Source organism: Fictibacillus macauensis ZFHKF-1, assembly GCF_000269865.1.
GTDB classification, from domain to species: Bacteria; Bacillota; Bacilli; order Bacillales; family Fictibacillaceae; genus Fictibacillus_C; species Fictibacillus_C macauensis.
On the sequence record NZ_AKKV01000027.1, the window covers coordinates 35,470 to 53,364 of the forward strand.

The window sequence follows — 17,895 nt, forward strand, 5'->3', positions numbered from 1 at the left end:
TTTTTTTTTAGCGAGCTAGTGATGGTGTAAGACTAGCAAACGACCCTGTCCGGAACATCATCCTGGAGTTTCTAAGCTGAACGATCGTAATAGTAAGCTTAGCGTGTATTCACGATACGAATAGTAAAGCGGGTTCTTTACTGTTAATGAAGAGCCTATTAGGGTGGTACCGCGGGTAGCCTTCTCGTCCCTTTCTTGGATGAGAAGGCTTTTTTTTATGGATCTTGACGGGACACCGTTAGTTATATACAGGAGGGGTATTAATGAATTACAAAGACACATTGCTTATGCCGAAAACAGAATTTCCTATGCGAGGAAATTTACCACAACGTGAACCTGATATTCAACAAAAGTGGGAAGAATTAAACATTTATGAGAAAGTTCAAAACCATACGAAAGGACGTCCAACATTCATTCTTCATGATGGTCCTCCGTATGCAAATGGTGACATTCATGTTGGACATGCTGAAAATAAAATCTTAAAAGATATGATTGTTCGCTATAAATCAATGGCAGGTTTTCATGCACCTTATGTACCAGGTTGGGATACACATGGTTTGCCGATTGAAACAGCACTTACGAAAAGCGGAAAAGTGAAACGTAAAGAAATGTCTGTTGCTGAATTTAGAAAACGTTGTGAAGAATATGCGTTAACGCAAGTCGATCGTCAGCGCACGCAATTTAAACGTCTTGGCGTTCGTGGAGATTGGGAAAATCCTTACATTACACTAGATAAAAGCTTTGAAGCTCGTCAAATTGAAGTGTTTGGTGAGATGGTGAAAAAAGGCTATATTTACAAAGGATTGAAACCTGTTTATTGGTCTCCTTCTTCGGAATCAGCGCTTGCGGAAGCAGAAATTGAATATCATGATAAGCGATCAGCTTCGATTTATGTTGCTTTTCCTGTAAAAGAAGGAAAAGGCGTATTGCAAGAGGATGTTAGCATTGTTATTTGGACAACAACTCCGTGGACCATTCCAGCTAACTTAGGAATTTCTGTTCATCCTGATCTTGACTATGTGGTTGTCAATGCAGATGGACGTAAACTGCTTGTTGCCGAGGCGCTTGTAGAAACGCTTACGAAAGAATTAGAGTGGAAGGACGTTTCTGTTGTTGCGCAGATGAAAGGTCAAGAGCTAGAACATATTGTTGCGAGTCACCCGCTTTATGAAAGAGATTCACTTGTCATGCTGGGTGATCATGTTACAACGGATGCCGGTACGGGATGTGTTCATACGGCACCAGGACACGGGGAAGATGACTTTTTAGTCGGAAAACGATATGGACTTGACGTTCTTTGCCCAGTGGATGATCGTGGCGTAATGACGAAAGAAGCACCAGGCTTTGAAGGCTTGTTTTATGATGAAGCAAATAAGCCAATTACAGAGCAACTAACAGAAGCAGGCGCTTTACTCAAGCTAAGCTTTATTACGCACTCGTATCCACATGATTGGCGCACAAAAAAACCAGTTATTTTCCGCGCAACGGCGCAATGGTTCGCTTCTATTAAAGGCATGCGTGATGACATTTTGCAGGCAATTGCCGATGTAAAATGGATTCCTCATTGGGGAGAAACGCGCCTCTTTAACATGATGAAAGATCGTGAAGATTGGTGTATTTCGCGCCAACGTGCGTGGGGTGTTCCAATTCCTGTCTTTTATGGTGAAGACGGTGAAGCAATCATGACAGAGGAGACAATCAATCATGTCGTGCAATTGTTCCGTGAACACGGATCGAACATTTGGTTTGAACGTGAAGCGAAAGATCTTCTTCCAGAAGGATTTACGTCTAGTCATAGTCCAAACGGTCGTTTCTCTAAAGAAACGGATATTATGGACGTATGGTTCGACTCTGGTTCGTCCCATTGGAGCGTGCTTGAAGAGCGCGAAGACTTAACCCGCCCAGCAGATCTTTATCTAGAAGGATCTGATCAATACCGTGGATGGTTTAACTCGTCTCTTTCTACATCGGTTGCTATTACAGGTAAAGCACCTTATAAGACGGTTTTAAGTCATGGATTTGTTCTTGATGGTGAAGGTAGAAAAATGAGTAAGTCTGTTGGTAATGTAATGGATCCAATTAAAGTAATGAATCAACTAGGCGCAGATATTCTTCGTCTGTGGGTTTCTTCCGTTGATTATCAAGCAGATGTTCGTGTTTCTGATGATATTTTAAAACAAGTCGCAGAAGTGTATCGTAAAATTCGTAACACGCTTCGTTTCTTGCTTGGTAACTTGCACGGTTTTGATCCAGCAAAACATAGTGTTTCGTATGAGAACCTAGGTGAGCTTGATCAATATATGATTGTAAAATTGAATAAATTAATTGACCGTGTCAAAACAGCCTACGATGAGTATCAATTTTTATCAGTATACACAGCGATTCATACGTTCTGTACCATTGATTTATCCTCATTTTATATGGATATTGCGAAAGATACGTTATACATTCAAGCTGAGGATGACCCTAAGCGCCGTAATATTCAAACAGTGTTATATCAAGCGTTAGTTGCTATTACAAAGCTCGTTGCGCCAATCTTAGCGCATACATCTGATGAAGTATGGCAGCACATTCCGGGTGTAGAAGAAGAAAGCGTACAGCTAAGTAATTTACCAGTGGCTGTAAGCTATGATGGGGAAGAAGCATTGCTACAAAAATGGGATGTCTTTATGAATCTGCGTGATGAAGTATTGAAGGCACTTGAACAAGCTCGTAATGAAAAGGTGATTGGTAAGTCGTTAACGGCATCCGTTACCCTTTATGGTGATGCAGACGTCAAAGCATTACTTGAATCTATTGCGGATCTTAATAAAACACTCATTGTTTCAGAAGCGACAGTCGGTGGTGTGAAAGCAGACGCACCAAGCGATGCACAAGCATTTGAGCATTTACATGTTGTAGTGAAACAAGCAGAAGGTGAAACGTGTGAACGTTGCTGGACTGTTACGTCTGACGTTGGTACAGACCAGAAGCATCCAACACTTTGCGCATCTTGTGCAGAGGTTGTTGAAAAATTATAAAAGCTAGCTAGCAAATCTCATGATCAGGACCAAGCTGATCATGAGATTTTTTTTGAAGGACATTCACGTTTTTTCGCTCATTCCCATAGTTTAGGGCAATGAGGAGGAGAAGCATGAGTGTTTTGTATGATAATGAATCTGTTAAAATGTTACGAGCAAACTGGCAGGTAGACGCTTATGAAGCGTTTGTAAATAAAATGCTTCATAAACAAGAAAAGTTTCCATGTGTACCTGCCATACAAGGGCTGTTAGCCAATGAGCTTCGCTTTGGCTTTATAGAGCATGCCTCTCTAGAAACGATGGGAACACAATTTGCTCAGTTGCTGACCGAATACAATGCTATCGCGCGAGAAACGGGGAACTACGCGGCGCTTATTGTTTTTTGTGGCCCAGGTAAGGAGAATTCAATCGAGGCGTATGAAGAGACATTTTGGCGTTTGCTCGAAGAGACGACTTCTCTGGATGAAGTACCATGGCCAGAAGCTATTCCCCATGATCCACATCATCATGCGTGGGAGTTTTGTTTTGGGCAAGAACCTTATTTTGTTTACTGTGCGACCCCGTTGCATGAAATGCGACAAAGTCGTTATTTTCCATATTTAATGTTTGCTTTAACACCGCGATGGGTGCTTACTCAATTTAATGAAAATAAAAAACGAGCGGAGAAAATGTCAAAGCATATTCGAGAACGACTTGTCGCCTATGATCATGCGCCCATTCATCCGGACTTAAATCAGTATGGAAATAGCGATAACCATGAATGGAAGCAATACTTTTTACGTGATGATGAACAGCGTCTCTCGAAATGTCCGTTCCATCACCTATGGACAGAGCAAAAGCAATCATAAATGTCAAAAGAAGCCACTTCTTGTCTTAAAAGAAGGGCTTCTTTTGCTGTTAAGCCATTTATTTTATTTCTTACATTGTGCTTTCTACGCTCGCTATGCTAAAATTTTAGAAGACTAACTAAGGAATCGGAGGAAAAATCGTGATCTATTACCTGATTGCACTTTTAGTGCTGGCCATTGATCAGGCATCCAAATGGTGGATTGTTAAAAACATGCATTATGGAGAAAGTCGCACAGTGATTGAAAATGTTTTTTACATTACGTCTCATCGTAACCGAGGTGCTGCATTTGGTATTTTGCAAAATCAAATGTGGTTTTTTATCATCATTACGTTAGTCGTCATTGCTGTGTTAGTATACTACATGCAAAAACAACGTAATGGTCAGCCATTATTAAAAATAGCACTAGGACTCGTGCTTGGTGGGGCAATTGGTAATTTCTTAGATCGTATCGTGAGAAAAGAAGTTGTTGACTTTATGGACATACGATTAGGTGCTTATCACTATCCTATTTTTAATATTGCAGATTCGGCCCTTGTAGTTGGTGTAATACTATTATTTATCTATGTCATTATGGATAGCAAGCAAAAGAAGGAGAACGTGAATGGAGCACATCGAAGTTAGAATAGAAGAGCAAGCACAAGGAGAACGTATTGATAAAGTCGTAACGTCCTATCGTCCACAATGGTCTCGTTCCCAAGTACAAACGTGGATTAAAGAAGGCGCAATTACTGTAGACGGTAAACAAATAAAAACAAATTATAAAGTAAGTGCAGGTGAAGTCGTAACGATTATTGTACCAGATCCTGTTACGTTAGATGTTGAACCAGAGGAAATGAATCTGGAAATCGTTTACGAAGATGGGGATGTTCTTGTTGTGAACAAGCCACGTGGCATGGTTGTTCATCCAGCCCCAGGGAATTATTCAGGAACACTCGTAAACGGCTTAATGGCCCACTGCCGTGATTTATCAGGAATTAATGGTGTACTTCGTCCAGGCATTGTCCATCGCATCGATAAAGATACGACAGGATTATTAATGGTTGCTAAAAATGATATGGCACATGAATCACTCGTCAATCAATTGAAAGCAAAAACGACCACTCGTAAATACAAAGCGATTGTACATGGCAACATGCCTCATGATCGCGGAACGATAGATGCGCCTATTGGTCGCGATAAAAGTGATCGTCAGCGCATGACTGTAACGGATGAAAATAGTCGAGACGCTATTACACATTTTCGTGTTTTAGAACGTTTTCCTGATTTTACGTTCGTTGAATGTCAGTTGGAAACAGGGCGTACTCATCAAATTCGTGTGCATTTAAAATATATTGGATTCCCACTTGCTGGCGATCCGAAGTATGGACCAAAAAAGACATTAGACATTAACGGACAAGCATTACATGCTGGTGTGTTAGGATTTGATCATCCTCGTACCGGTGAATATATGGAATTTGAAGTACCGTTACCATCTGATATGGAAACGTTGCTTGAGCAACTAAGAAATAAATAGGTTGACAAGTTAGCTAACGTTTGGCATACTACTTGTAATTAAACATGATCCTTTAACGACAGTCCCGTGAGACTGAGAAGGAAAACGGTAAACAGTGTGAGCACTGTTTTGTTTCCTCTCGTCTCCGGCGAGAGGATTTTTTTGTAGCGAGGTGAGAACAATGAAAAAAGCAGTCATCATGGATGAAAAAGCGGTGATGCGCGCATTAACGCGAATCTCTCATGAAATTATTGAACGCAATAAAGGAATTGAAGATCTCGTGCTTGTAGGCATTAAAACAAGAGGCGAGCATTTAGCGAAACGATTAGCTGCTAGGATTGAAAGTATTGAAGGAAAATCGGTCGCGGTTGGGGACATTGATATTACGCTGTATCGTGATGATTTAAAATTAAAAACACATAATCACGAACCAGATGTTAAAGGAACGAGCATTCCAACGGACATTGCGAATAAAAAAGTTATTCTTATCGATGATGTATTATTTACAGGAAGAACGGTGCGGGCGGCAATGGATGCACTGGTTGATCTAGGAAGGCCAGGATCCATTCAATTAGCAGTCCTGATCGATCGCGGTCATCGTGAATTGCCCATTCGAGCGGATTATGTTGGTAAAAATGTACCAACATCCCACGTTGAAATTATTTCAGCTTCGGTTCTAGAAGTGGATGGAATTGATGAAGTGTCCATTCATGAACAAGTATAAGAGTAAGTGAATAAGTAATCCCTTTAAATAAAGTCCAGAGAGGCTTGCAAGGGAGGTCGCAAATCTGTGCACAGTGCTTTGCTATGTACAGGTCTGCTTAATGTAACCTCCTTTGCGGCAAAGGAGGTATTTTTTTATGGAAAAACAAAAACAACATGAAAACGCAATACTCGCTGTACGGGACGTACCAAAGCCATTACAGTGGGTCACGCTCAGCTTACAACATTTATTTGCGATGTTCGGTGCAACCGTACTTGTCCCCTTTTTAGTACACCTTGATCCGGGGGTGGCGCTCGTTTCAAGTGGGTTATCAACACTTGCTTACATTGTGATCACAAAAGGACGGATACCAGCGTACCTTGGATCTTCCTTCGCCTTTATATCACCGATTTTAGCGGTAAAAGCTTTCGGTGGACCAGAGGCAGCAATGATGGGATCCTTTCTTGTCGGTCTCGTCTACGGTGTAGTAGCCCTCCTTATAAAAACAACAGGGCTTTCATGGCTTATGAAAATTATGCCACCAATCGTCGTTGGACCGGTCATTATTGTAATCGGTCTTGGCTTATCACGAACAGCTATCAATAATGCGATGAATGATCCGTTGACACAGCACTATAGCTTAGCCCATTTTACCGTCGCACTGGTCACTCTTGGCGCTACAATTCTCTGTATGATGTATCTAAAAGGAATTTTTTCCATCATTCCCATACTGATCGGCATTATCACAGGTTATTGTTATGCAATGTCGCAAGGAATGGTTGATTTATCAAAAGTTGCTGCGGCTCATTTTTTCAGCATGCCGCACTTCTTAATTCCTTATGTGGACTATTCACCAAGCATTACAGGCTCTGTCGCTCTTATTATGATGCCAGTCGCTATTGTAACGATCGCCGAACATTTAGGCCATCAACTCGTTTTAAGTAAAGTGGTTGGGCAAAATTTCATTGAGCAGCCTGGCCTGCATCGCTCCATCCTGGGAGATGGAGCAGGGATTGTCATTGGGTCTTTAATAGGTGGCCCACCAGTAACGACCTATGGTGAAAACATTGGGGTGCTTGCGATCACCCGCGTATTCTCTGTATTTGTGATCGGCGGAGCTGCTGTAGCTGCAATCTTATTCGGCTTCTCAGGCAAAATTACAGCGCTTATTAGCTCTGTTCCTACCGCAGTCATGGGTGGTGTATCCATTTTACTGTTTGGAATAATTGCCTCATCAGGCTTGCGGATGTTAATTGACAATAAAGTGGACTTCGGCAACAAACGCAACTTAGTCATCGCTTCTGTTATTTTAGTAACAGGCATTGGTGGCGCAGCGCTACACTTTACAAAAACGTTAGAACTGTCTGGTATGGCGCTGTCTACAGTGCTAGGGGTGACATTGAACCTCATTTTACCAGGAAGAGAAGCTGCTGCACCATCACTACTTGAAACAGAGGCGAAAAAGCGTTCGGTTGCTTCATAACCAAATAAGTTTCACCTTTTAAAGAAGTACGAGAGACTTCCAAGGGTGAGTGTGCGTAACAAAGGAGAAGCATTTTCGCTTCCTTTGTTAGGCTGCGCCCTGACATCAAACCGATGAGATCAGGGCGTTTTTTTATCTACGATACATAAAAAAAGGAGCTGACTGTCTTTGAAGCATTTACGAAGTGTAGACGACTTATCAACTTGGGAAATAGAGCAACTATTGCACGATGCTACGATGTTTGCAAAAGGAGAGCAATGGGCACCAGCGGCACAAACGTTTATTGCTAACTTATTTTTTGAACCGAGTACGCGAACGAAAATGAGCTTTGAAGCAGCAGAACGAAAATTAGGATTAGAAGTTTTACAATTTGAAGCCTCCATGTCAAGTACGCAAAAAGGAGAAACGCTGTATGACAGTGTGAAAACATTAGAAGCAATCGGTGCGAACGCCGTAGTCATTCGTCATCAGCAAGATCGGTATTTTGAAGACCTTGTTGAAAACATCCAAATCCCCATAATAAATGCAGGAGATGGATGCGGTCATCATCCGACGCAATCGTTGCTCGACCTCTTAACCATTCAACAAGAATTTATCGTACTTCAAGGATTAACGGTCGTTATTGCCGGCGATATTCGGCATAGTCGCGTCGCCAGGTCCAATGCGTCTTTATTAAAACGAATGGGTGCCAACGTTTATTTTTCAGGACCCGAAGAATGGTTTCAACATAACGATGAGCCTTACATGACGATGGATGAAGCTGTTGAAAAAGCAGATGTACTCATGCTGCTGCGCATTCAGCATGAGCGCCATCAGGAGAAAAGTACAGTAACGACGGCCGCTTATCATCAACGATACGGTTTAACAGTAGAGCGAGAAAAGAAAATGAAGCCAACGAGCATTATTATGCACCCCGCCCCTGTCAATCGCGGGGTAGAGATTGCGCATGAGCTCGTTGAATGCAGCCGCTCACGTATTTTTAAGCAAATGAATAACGGTGTATACGTTCGTATGGCCGTCCTAAAATGGGCATTGGAACAGCAAAAGGAGGAAAAAGTCGATGGGTATTCTATTAGTGGAAGGTAACGTGTTAGACGGGAACAATGGAATGCAACAAGTAGATCTTTTAATGGAAGAAGGCATGATCACGAAGATGGGAACGCATCTTAGCAGAGAAGGTCATGAAGTTATATCCGTTCGTAATCAATTAATCATTCCAGGGATGGTAGATTTACATGTTCATCTACGAGAGCCGGGTGGTGAACAGAAAGAAACGATTGCTACCGGAACGAAGGCAGCTGCCAAAGGTGGATTTACCACCATCGCTGCCATGCCAAATACACGTCCAGTTCCAGATTCGCCATTGTATATGCAGCAATTGACCGAAGTGATCGCAAAGGATGCCCACGTTCGTGTCCTTCCTTATGGATCAATTACCGTTCGACAGGCTGGGAAGGAATTAACAAACTTTCAAGCGCTAAAGAAAAGCGGAGCCTTTGCTTTTACCGATGATGGGGTCGGTATTCAGTCTGCTCATATGATGTTGCAAGCCATGAAGGCTGCCAAAGAACAGGAGGCCGTTATTGTTGCTCATTGCGAGGAGAATACGCTTATTCAAAAAGGTTGTGTTCATGAAGGGACCTTTTCAAAAACGCATGATTTACCAGGCATTCCTTCCGTATGTGAAGCTGTGCAAATTGCGCGAGACGTTCTACTCGCTGAAGCTTCTGGAGCGCGTTATCACGTTTGTCACGTCAGTACGAAAGAATCCATTCGTGTGATAAAAGATGCTAAAGCTAGCGGTATTGCTGTAACAGCAGAAGTAACACCGCATCATCTGTTGTTATGTGAAGAGGATATTCCAAGCGCTGATCCCCTTTTTAAAATGAATCCGCCGCTGCGTTCAAAAGAAGATCGAGACGCATTGCTTGAAGCATTTAAAACAGGTGTTATTGATTTTTTAGCGACCGATCATGCGCCACATACAGAAGAAGAAAAACAACAAGATATGACGTTAGCGCCATTTGGAATTACTGGTTTAGAAACGGCTTTTCCTCTTCTATACACACATCTTGTTCTACAAGGGAAAATCTCGTTGCAACAATTAGTAGACGGCTTTACATCCTCACCGGCAAAAGCATTTCAACTTCCATATGGCACGCTTACAATTGGGGCTGTTGCGGATGTGACGGTCATTGACTTGCAAGCAGAAGAAACCATTGATCCTACAACGTTTGCATCAAAAGGAAAAAACACACCGTTTGCTGGGTGGCGTTGTAAAGGCTGGCCGCAGTTAACAATTGTAGCAGGAACGATTGTTTATAAAAAAGAGGGGGTTGCGATATGAAACGCACATTACTGCTAGAAGATGGCACGATGTTTACAGGAAGTGGTTTTGGTAGTGAATACGACAGAGCAGGAGAGGTCGTCTTTAATACAGGAATGACAGGGTATCAAGAAATTTTATCTGATCCTTCGTATTGCGGACAAATCGTTACGCTTACCTACCCACTAATCGGTAATTATGGAGTGAATCGAAAAGATTTTGAATCGATCTCTCCAGCTGTTCATGGCTTGATTGTCCATGAACATTGCCCGCTGCCAAGTCATCATGAGAGCATGGGCACGTTGGATGAGTTATTGAAAGTCAAACAAATTCCTGGACTGTCAGGCATTGATACACGTAAGCTTACACGTCTCATTCGCCGCTATGGTACATTGCGAGGGAAATTCATTACAGGCGAGTTATCAAACATTGAAGAACAATTACAACAGCTGCAACAAAGTGCTACGAACCACCATCATGTAGCGACAGTGTCAACAAGCACACCGTATCATATGCCCAATACAGGCAAGCGCGTCGTTGTAGTTGATTATGGTGTAAAAAGTGGCATTCTTCGCGAACTATCAAAACGTGGTTTAGACGTTATTGTCGTTCCATACAATGTGACAGCGGAGAGCATCTTGTTACTAAATCCCGACGGTGTGTTGTTAAGCAATGGACCAGGAGATCCAAAAGATGTGCCAGAAGCACTGCCTATGATTAACGCCATACTAGAGCAAAATATTCCACTTTTCGGTATTTGTTTAGGTCATCAACTATTAGCACTGGCTTGTGGGGGCAATACAGAAAAGTTAACGTTTGGCCATCGAGGTTCCAATCACCCAGTGCGTGAAATTGCAACAGGTAAAATTACAATGACGGCTCAAAATCATGGCTATGCCGTTCGTAAAGAGTCGTTGTCAACAACAGAGCTACTTCTGACGCATGAAGCGGTAAATGATGAAACAGTTGAAGGCTTAGCGCACAAAACGAAACGTGCTTTTTCTGTCCAATATCATCCGGAAGCTTCTCCAGGTCCAATGGATGCAAATCTACTATTTGAACAGTTTCAAAGCCTTATGGAAGCGGAAAAAAGAGAGGAGAATGAACAATGCCTAAACGTACAGATATAAAGAAAATTTTAGTAATTGGTTCGGGTCCGATTGTGATTGGGCAAGCGGCGGAGTTTGATTATGCAGGAACACAAGCATGTCAGGCGCTAAAAGAAGAAGGATATGAAGTCATTCTCGTCAATTCGAATCCGGCTACGATTATGACCGATCCAACGATGGCGGATAAAGTATTTATTGAACCATTAACAGTTCCCTTTGTGAGTCGCATTATTCGTCAGGAGCGTCCAGATGGCTTATTAGCAACGCTAGGTGGTCAAACCGGGCTAAACTTGGCAGTTGAACTTCATGAGAGTGGCATTCTGCAAGAATGTAACGTCGAGCTTCTTGGAACAACGTTACAGAGCATTGAACAAGCGGAGGATCGTGAGTTATTTCGCAGCCTGATGAACGAATTACATGAACCTGTACCACAAAGTGAGATTGTTCATTCTTATGAAGAAGCGGTCGCTTTTACAGAACAGATTGGCTTTCCTGTTATTATTCGTCCTGCTTTTACACTGGGAGGAACAGGTGGCGGAATTGCTACGAATGTAGAAGAGCTGCAAGAAACGGTAGCAAGTGGTTTACATGCGAGTCCGGTATCACAAATTCTTTTAGAAAAAAGCATTGCAGGCTTTAAGGAAATTGAATATGAAGTTATGCGTGATCGCAACGATACGTGCATCGTCGTATGCAATATGGAAAACATCGATCCAGTCGGCATTCACACTGGGGATTCCATCGTAGTCGCACCGAGCCAAACGTTAACAGATCGCGATTATCAACGACTGCGCAATGCGTCCTTAAACATTATTTCAGCCTTGAAGATTGAAGGAGGATGCAACGTTCAACTAGCGCTTGATCCGGATAGTGATCAATATTACATCATTGAAGTGAATCCGCGAGTGAGCCGGTCCTCGGCATTGGCTTCTAAAGCAACGGGCTATCCAATCGCGAAAATCGCTGCCAAAATTGCGGTCGGCTATACGTTAGATGAATTAAAAAACCCAGTGACAGGATCCACTTATGCAAGTTTTGAACCAGCGCTTGACTATATTGTTACGAAAATACCACGGTGGCCGTTTGATAAATTTGAAGGCGCAAACCGAAGACTAGGCACACAAATGAAAGCGACCGGTGAGGTGATGGCCATCGGTCGGAACTTTGAAGAATCGCTCTTAAAAGCAGTGCGTTCATTGGAGACGAAATGTGATCATCTAGAATTACCACACAAAAAGCCAACAGTAACTGAACTGCAAACGTTACTTGTAGAAGCGGATGATGAACGACTGTTTCACGTTGCTCATGCCTTTCGCTTAGGCATGACAGTGAACGACATATGGGAACGAACGAAAATCGATCTGTTTTTCTTAGAAAAGCTGCAGCAGATCATTGCGCTTGAACAGCAGCTTCTCGCCGCTCCTCATCATGCCGAGCTGTTGCAAAAAGCAAAGCAAAAAGGATTTAGTGACCGTTGGATTGCAGAAGCATGGGGGGTATCAGAAAGAGAGGTATATGAGGAACGCATGCAACATGGCATTGTTCCTATTTATAAAATGGTCGATACGTGCGCAGCAGAATTTGAATCACATACACCATACTTCTATAGCACGTACGGCGAAGAAAATGAGTCATGCGCATCTTCTCGGGAAAGTGTGATTGTGCTTGGATCGGGGCCTATTCGCATCGGGCAAGGCATTGAATTTGATTATGCGACTGTTCATACGGTATGGGCCATTCAAGAAGCCGGCTATGAAGCGATCATCATTAACAACAACCCGGAGACGGTATCAACCGATTTTAGTACATCTGACAAGCTTTATTTTGAACCATTAACGGTGGAAGATGTTATGCATGTCGTTTCCTTAGAAAAACCAAAAGGCGTCATCGTTCAGTTTGGTGGTCAAACCGCTATTAATCTAGCAAGTGCGCTTGCTGAACGTGGAGTACCGCTGTTAGGCACTTCGTTAGAAGCGATGGATACAGCTGAAGATCGTCAACAGTTTGAACGCTGTATGAATGAATTACATGTGCCACAACCACAAGGAGCCACCGCTTATTCTGTACAAGAGGCACAGCGAATTGCTAGCAACATCGGCTATCCAGTTCTTGTGCGCCCATCGTATGTACTAGGTGGTCGTGCGATGGAAATTGTTTATAAAGAAGCAGAATTGCTTCACTATATGGAAAATGCCGTTAAAGTAAATCCAGATCATCCGGTACTAATCGATCGTTATTTGGAAGGAAAAGAAATCGAAGTAGATGCCATTTGTGATGGAGTAGATGTGTTAATACCAGGAATTATGGAACATATCGAACGCGCTGGTGTCCATTCGGGCGATTCAATTGCTGTATATCCACCGCAAAAACTAACACGAGAGCAAAAAGCGCGTATTACCGAACGAACCGTAACGATCGCTCGCGGACTAGGTATTGTAGGGCTATTAAACATCCAATATGTGCTTCACGGTAATGAAATTTACGTGCTAGAAGTAAATCCGCGCTCAAGTCGCACGGTTCCATTCCTAAGCAAAATTACGGGCATTCCAATGGCTAATCTAGCAACAAAAATTATTTTAGGAGAGACGTTGCGCTCCTTTGGCTATGAAACAGGCTGTGCACCAGAACCGGACGATGTGTTTGTTAAAGTACCGGTGTTCTCGTTTGCGAAGCTTCGCCGTGTTGATACGTATTTAAGCCCAGAGATGAAATCTACGGGTGAAGTGATGGGAAGAGATCAAACGCTACAAAAAGCGCTGTATAAAGGGCTCGTTGCTTCGGGAATGAACATCCCTGCCTATGGCTCCGTCTTGTTTACAATCGCAGATAAAGATAAAGAAGAAGCGTTAGCGCTCATGAAACGTTTCTACGCCATCGGGTATACGATTATTGCTACTGAGGGCACTGCTAATCGACTGAGAGAAGAAAACATTCCTGTCCAAATCGTTCAAAAAATAGGAAGCTCCGAACGGAATTTACTAGATGTGATTACGCAAGGAGAAGCGCAATTTGTTGTGAATACGTTAACGAAAGGAAAAACACCAGCGCGCGATGGCTTTAGAATTCGTCGTGAATCCTCTGAAAATGGTGTCGTTTGTTTAACGAGCCTGGATACGACAGAAGCCTTGTTAGAAGTATTAGAGTCGATGACCTTTAGCGCACAACAAATGCCAGCCTTTGCGAAAGAATGTGAAGTGCGATGAAAAAAGAATGTGTTCAAATTGTTTCGCAACGAGAAATCGCTCCGGCTATTTATGAGCTTGTTGTAACAGGTCAGATCGTACGATACATGACGGCTCCTGGCCAGTTTCTTCACGTAAAAGTAAGTGAGGAACTAGAGCCCCTGTTGCGTCGTCCCATCTCTATTTGTGATGTTGATCAACAAAAACAAACCGTCACGATGCTATATCGCAAAGAAGGAAGAGGTACGAGTCTTTTAAGTAAAAAGAAACCGGGTGATCTACTAGATTTACTAGGTCCATTAGGAAGTGGGTTTCCAACGAATGAAGTAGCATCTGGACAAACGGCTTTGTTAATTGGTGGGGGAATTGGCGTTCCTCCTCTCTATTACTTAGGAAAGCAGCTGCAACAACAAGGCGTATCCGTCATCTCGATCCTTGGCTTTGCAAGTGCTGCTGATATTTTTTATGAAGAGGCCTTTCGATCGCTTGGTGAGGTGTATGTTTCAACGGTTGATGGAAGCGCAGGTACAAAAGGGTTTGTAACAGACGTGTTAACGCAACAGCTCATCACGTATGACGGTTTGTATGCATGTGGACCGAACGTGATGTTACGAGCGCTACAACAACAAGGTGTTAAAGGATACATTTCCTTAGAGGAACGGATGGGTTGCGGCATTGGTGCATGCTTTGCGTGCGTTTGTCACGTTCCAAACGGAGCTAGCACTGATTATGTCAAAGTATGTAGTGACGGCCCCGTATTTAAAATTGGCGAGGTGATGATATGACCAGACTTTCGCTTGAATTACCAGGCCTTTCGATGAAAAATCCAATTATGCCCGCTTCCGGATGCTTTGGTTTTGGAAAAGAATTTGCTAGCTTTTATGACTTATCCCTGCTCGGTGCGATCGTGTTAAAGTCGGCTACAAAAGAACCGCGTTTTGGCAATGAAACGCCGCGCGTAGCTGAAACGCATAGCGGCATGCTAAACAGTATCGGCTTACAAAACCCAGGAGTCGATCAGATTATTGCAAAGGAGTTACCACCTTTAAAGAGGTATCAGGTACCACTGATTGCTAATGTGGCAGGCAAAAGTGAAGAGGAGTATGTCGAGGTAGCACGAAAGTTATCACAACAAGAACAAATAGCGGCCATTGAACTGAATATTTCTTGTCCTAATGTAAAAGAGGGCGGCATTCAGTTTGGTACAGATGCACGCACAGCCGCCTCTTTAACGAGAAAAGTAAAAGATGCCTCTAAAAAACCAGTGTATGTAAAATTGTCACCGAACGTTACAAGCATTACTGAGATGGCACAAGCTGTTGAAGCGGCAGGAGCGGATGGGTTATCCATGATTAATACGCTAGTCGGGATGGTTATGGATTGGAAAACGAGAAAACCTGTGCTAGCTAATAAAACAGGTGGCTTGTCTGGACCAGCCATTAAACCGGTAGCACTTCGCATGATTTATGAAGTGGCACAATGTGTCTCCATTCCAATTATCGGCATGGGTGGCGTGACGAGTGCACAAGATGTGATTGAATTTATGCTAGCGGGTGCTTCTGCTGTGGCGGTTGGAACTGCCAATTTTGTGGATCCTTTTGCGTGTCCAACGATCATTAACGACTTGGAGGCGTGGCTAGATAAAATGAAGATAGAGAGTATAACAGAGTTGGTAGAAGGGAGTTTTAAAGAATGGGAAGTCCCGTTATTGTCGCGCTAGATTTTGCGAATCTTCGCAGTGCTCAATCTTTTCTTGAGAACTTTAAAGGCAAAGATCTATGGGTGAAAGTAGGTATGGAGCTGTTCTATGAAGAAGGTCCAGCACTAATCGCTGCACTAAAAGAGCAACAGTTTTCGGTTTTTCTTGATTTGAAGCTTCATGATATTCCAACGACTGTCTATAAAGCGATGAAGCGTCTAGCAGCTCTAGACGTAGATATGGTAAATGTGCACGCAGCCGGTGGCGTGGCGATGATGAAAGCAGCGCTTGCAGGCTTGGAAGAGGGCGCTTCTAAAAAGCGTCCGCACTGTATCGCTGTCACCCAATTAACGAGTACAACGAGCGCTATGCTCTCTGACGAGTTATTAATTGCAACACCGATGCAAGATTGTATCGGTCATTATGCTTCTTTAGCTCACGAAAGTGGATTGGATGGTGTTGTTTGCTCACCGCTCGAGGTTCCGCACATTAAACAAGTATGTGGGTCGTCATTTTTAACGGTAACGCCTGGCATTCGACTAGCCGGTGATGCGCATCATGATCAACAGCGCGTGACCCAACCGAAAGAAGCAAAAGCATTAGGTGCTGATTATATCGTCGTAGGTCGTTCAATTACCGAAAGCCATGAACCTGTTGCTGTTTATGAAAGAATTTTACAAGATTGGAGTGCTCATAATGAAACAACACATTGCTAAACAATTGCTTTCGATTGGTGCGGTTTCCCTGTCAGTGGAAGAGCCTTATACGTGGAGTTCTGGCATCCGCTCGCCCATCTATTGTGACAATCGGCTAACGCTTTCTTACCCAGACGTACGAACGTCCATTGTTGACGGTTTTTCTTCGCTAGTAAAAACGCATTTTCCGAGCGCTGAGATGATTGCCGGCACAGCGACGGCAGGCATTCCGCATGCGGCTTTATTAGCTGATGCACTGCAATTACCAATGTGCTATGTGCGCAGCAGTGCAAAGGAACATGGTAAAGGTAAACAAATAGAAGGCAGCGTAACAACAGGAATGAAAGTCGTTGTTGTTGAAGATTTAATTTCAACTGGAGGCAGTGTATTAAAGGCCGTTGCTGCACTACAAGAGGCAGGCTGTGAAGTTCTTGGCATCATCGCCATCTTTACGTATGAATTGCAAACAGGCAAAGAACGCTTGCAAGATGCTAAAATGAACGTGCAAACGCTCTCGGATTACAGTACATTAATAGAGACAGCACGTGAAGAAGGAACGTTAACGAAGGAACAGCACGCAGCGCTTCTTTCCTGGCGAGATGATCCTACCGGATGGCTTCAACACGTGTAATGGGTTAAGAGAGGACGGTAGCAACGGTGCGAAAAATGGTCGGTGCAGAGTTTAATGAACTGGTTGCTTTTTTTGATGGGATGGCGCGAACGAAGTGGCTTGGCGCAATTCATGATACGTTAAAGGAGAAAACGGGGTCGTGGCAAGATCAAGATGTGCTCGATGTCGGTTGTGGCACAGGACGCTTGTTGCTTCGCGGCGCAGACGAAGCAGCTTCCTTGACCGGGCTTGATTTATCAACAGAAATGATAAAAGCAAGTCAACAAAATTTTTTCTATCATGAGTATAGTCAGAAGAGTGAATTTATAGTAGGTGATGCGTGTCAGCTTCCCTTTTCCTCCCAACAGTTTGATCTTGTAGTGTCGACATGTGTGATGTTTTTACTACCAGTTCCACAAGAAGGTATTAGGGAAATGTTGCGTGTAACGAAACAAGGTGGAGCCATTGCTATGTTGAATCCTTCGGTAAAAATGAGTCAACAGGAAGCGTTCCAGTATTGCAAAAACCATGGAATTACAGGCTTTGAACAAACAACAATGCTAAAATGGGCCAATGTATCAACCAAAAGACATCGTTATGATGAGGAGGGATTACGTTTACTGCTGCAACAAGAAGGCGCGCAGGACGTTGAACATCACTCCGTGTTAGAAGGATTAGCCATGATTACGTATGCAAAGAAACGATAAAAAGAGGCTGCTCACCATG

15 protein-coding genes and 1 other annotated feature (1 of these 16 only partly in view) are annotated in these 17,895 nt (G+C 43.1%); all 15 genes read left to right on the forward strand.

Annotation, left to right across the window (positions count from 1 at the left end; all coding sequences use genetic code 11):
* Positions 1 to 195, forward strand: a binding site (T-box leader) (it extends 37 nt beyond the left edge of the window).
* 68 nt (positions 196 to 263) lie between these two features.
* The 15 genes from ileS (at position 264) to A374_RS12035 (ending at position 17,876) form a co-directional block, all read left to right on the forward strand.
* Positions 264 to 3,020: an isoleucine--tRNA ligase gene (gene ileS, locus A374_RS11965; RefSeq protein ID WP_007202473.1), complete on the forward strand. Its 2,757-nt coding sequence runs from the start codon at positions 264 to 266 to the stop codon at positions 3,018 to 3,020.
* Between the two features lie 113 nt (positions 3,021 to 3,133).
* Positions 3,134 to 3,868 carry a YqcI/YcgG family protein gene (locus tag A374_RS11970; protein ID WP_007202474.1) on the forward strand — a complete coding sequence of 245 codons (735 nt, stop codon included), beginning with the start codon at positions 3,134 to 3,136 and terminating at the stop codon, positions 3,866 to 3,868.
* A gap of 140 nt (positions 3,869 to 4,008) precedes the next feature.
* A complete protein-coding gene (lspA, locus tag A374_RS11975) occupies positions 4,009 to 4,491 on the forward strand; it encodes a signal peptidase II (protein ID WP_007202475.1) in 483 nt (160 codons plus the stop codon).
* Positions 4,472 to 5,383 carry an RluA family pseudouridine synthase gene (locus A374_RS11980; RefSeq protein ID WP_007202476.1) on the forward strand — a complete coding sequence of 304 codons (912 nt, stop codon included), beginning with the start codon at positions 4,472 to 4,474 and terminating at the stop codon, positions 5,381 to 5,383. The genes lspA and A374_RS11980 overlap by 20 nt, the downstream gene beginning before the upstream one ends.
* 160 nt (positions 5,384 to 5,543) lie before the next feature.
* Entirely contained in the window at positions 5,544 to 6,086 is a 543-nt protein-coding gene (pyrR, locus tag A374_RS11985) for a bifunctional pyr operon transcriptional regulator/uracil phosphoribosyltransferase PyrR (RefSeq protein ID WP_007202477.1), read from the forward strand.
* A 136-nt stretch (positions 6,087 to 6,222) separates the two neighbouring features.
* Complete coding sequence (locus A374_RS11990) at positions 6,223 to 7,548, forward strand: solute carrier family 23 protein (RefSeq protein WP_007202478.1); 1,326 nt, start codon at positions 6,223 to 6,225, stop codon at positions 7,546 to 7,548.
* A 168-nt stretch (positions 7,549 to 7,716) separates the two neighbouring features.
* On the forward strand, positions 7,717 to 8,634 hold the full coding sequence (locus A374_RS11995; protein ID WP_007202479.1) for an aspartate carbamoyltransferase catalytic subunit: 918 nt from the start codon (positions 7,717 to 7,719) through the stop codon (positions 8,632 to 8,634).
* Positions 8,609 to 9,895: a dihydroorotase gene (locus A374_RS12000; protein ID WP_050979747.1), complete on the forward strand. Its 1,287-nt coding sequence runs from the start codon at positions 8,609 to 8,611 to the stop codon at positions 9,893 to 9,895. Before A374_RS11995 ends, A374_RS12000 begins: the two co-directional genes overlap by 26 nt.
* Positions 9,892 to 11,004 carry a carbamoyl phosphate synthase small subunit gene (locus A374_RS12005; protein ID WP_007202481.1) on the forward strand — a complete coding sequence of 371 codons (1,113 nt, stop codon included), beginning with the start codon at positions 9,892 to 9,894 and terminating at the stop codon, positions 11,002 to 11,004. The genes A374_RS12000 and A374_RS12005 overlap by 4 nt, the downstream gene beginning before the upstream one ends.
* The gene (gene carB, locus A374_RS12010) at positions 10,983 to 14,186 is read left to right on the forward strand and encodes a carbamoyl-phosphate synthase large subunit (protein ID WP_040340566.1); all 3,204 of its coding nucleotides are present in this window, start codon (positions 10,983 to 10,985) and stop codon (positions 14,184 to 14,186) included. Before A374_RS12005 ends, carB begins: the two co-directional genes overlap by 22 nt.
* Entirely contained in the window at positions 14,183 to 14,950 is a 768-nt protein-coding gene (locus tag A374_RS12015; protein ID WP_007202483.1) for a dihydroorotate dehydrogenase electron transfer subunit, read from the forward strand. The genes carB and A374_RS12015 overlap by 4 nt, the downstream gene beginning before the upstream one ends.
* Positions 14,947 to 15,885 (forward strand): dihydroorotate dehydrogenase, encoded by a 939-nt coding sequence (locus A374_RS12020; RefSeq protein WP_007202484.1) that lies wholly within the window; start codon positions 14,947 to 14,949, stop codon positions 15,883 to 15,885. The genes A374_RS12015 and A374_RS12020 overlap by 4 nt, the downstream gene beginning before the upstream one ends.
* The gene (gene pyrF, locus A374_RS12025) at positions 15,858 to 16,580 is read left to right on the forward strand and encodes an orotidine-5'-phosphate decarboxylase (protein WP_007202485.1); all 723 of its coding nucleotides are present in this window, start codon (positions 15,858 to 15,860) and stop codon (positions 16,578 to 16,580) included. The genes A374_RS12020 and pyrF overlap by 28 nt, the downstream gene beginning before the upstream one ends.
* The gene (gene pyrE, locus A374_RS12030; protein ID WP_007202486.1) at positions 16,561 to 17,190 is read left to right on the forward strand and encodes an orotate phosphoribosyltransferase; all 630 of its coding nucleotides are present in this window, start codon (positions 16,561 to 16,563) and stop codon (positions 17,188 to 17,190) included. Before pyrF ends, pyrE begins: the two co-directional genes overlap by 20 nt.
* 35 nt (positions 17,191 to 17,225) lie before the next feature.
* On the forward strand, positions 17,226 to 17,876 hold the full coding sequence (locus tag A374_RS12035) for a class I SAM-dependent methyltransferase (protein WP_238535175.1): 651 nt from the start codon (positions 17,226 to 17,228) through the stop codon (positions 17,874 to 17,876).
* The last annotated feature ends 19 nt before the right edge of the window (positions 17,877 to 17,895 follow it).

What these genes read in the sequence shown, in the direction of transcription:
- ileS (WP_007202473.1), top strand. Translation starts at nt 264, where the DNA reads ATGAATTACAAAGACACATTGCTTATGCCGAAAACAGAATTTCCTATG.
- A374_RS11970 (WP_007202474.1), top strand. Translation starts at nt 3,134, where the DNA reads ATGAGTGTTTTGTATGATAATGAATCTGTTAAAATGTTACGAGCAAAC.
- A374_RS11980 (WP_007202476.1), top strand. Translation starts at nt 4,472, where the DNA reads ATGGAGCACATCGAAGTTAGAATAGAAGAGCAAGCACAAGGAGAACGT.
- pyrR (WP_007202477.1), top strand. Translation starts at nt 5,544, where the DNA reads ATGAAAAAAGCAGTCATCATGGATGAAAAAGCGGTGATGCGCGCATTA.
- A374_RS11990 (WP_007202478.1), top strand. Translation starts at nt 6,223, where the DNA reads ATGGAAAAACAAAAACAACATGAAAACGCAATACTCGCTGTACGGGAC.
- A374_RS12000 (WP_050979747.1), top strand. Translation starts at nt 8,609, where the DNA reads ATGGGTATTCTATTAGTGGAAGGTAACGTGTTAGACGGGAACAATGGA.
- A374_RS12005 (WP_007202481.1), top strand. Translation starts at nt 9,892, where the DNA reads ATGAAACGCACATTACTGCTAGAAGATGGCACGATGTTTACAGGAAGT.
- carB (WP_040340566.1), top strand. Translation starts at nt 10,983, where the DNA reads ATGCCTAAACGTACAGATATAAAGAAAATTTTAGTAATTGGTTCGGGT.
- A374_RS12015 (WP_007202483.1), top strand. Translation starts at nt 14,183, where the DNA reads ATGAAAAAAGAATGTGTTCAAATTGTTTCGCAACGAGAAATCGCTCCG.
- A374_RS12020 (WP_007202484.1), top strand. Translation starts at nt 14,947, where the DNA reads ATGACCAGACTTTCGCTTGAATTACCAGGCCTTTCGATGAAAAATCCA.
- pyrF (WP_007202485.1), top strand. Translation starts at nt 15,858, where the DNA reads ATGGGAAGTCCCGTTATTGTCGCGCTAGATTTTGCGAATCTTCGCAGT.
- pyrE (WP_007202486.1), top strand. Translation starts at nt 16,561, where the DNA reads ATGAAACAACACATTGCTAAACAATTGCTTTCGATTGGTGCGGTTTCC.
- A374_RS12035 (WP_238535175.1), top strand. Translation starts at nt 17,226, where the DNA reads ATGGTCGGTGCAGAGTTTAATGAACTGGTTGCTTTTTTTGATGGGATG.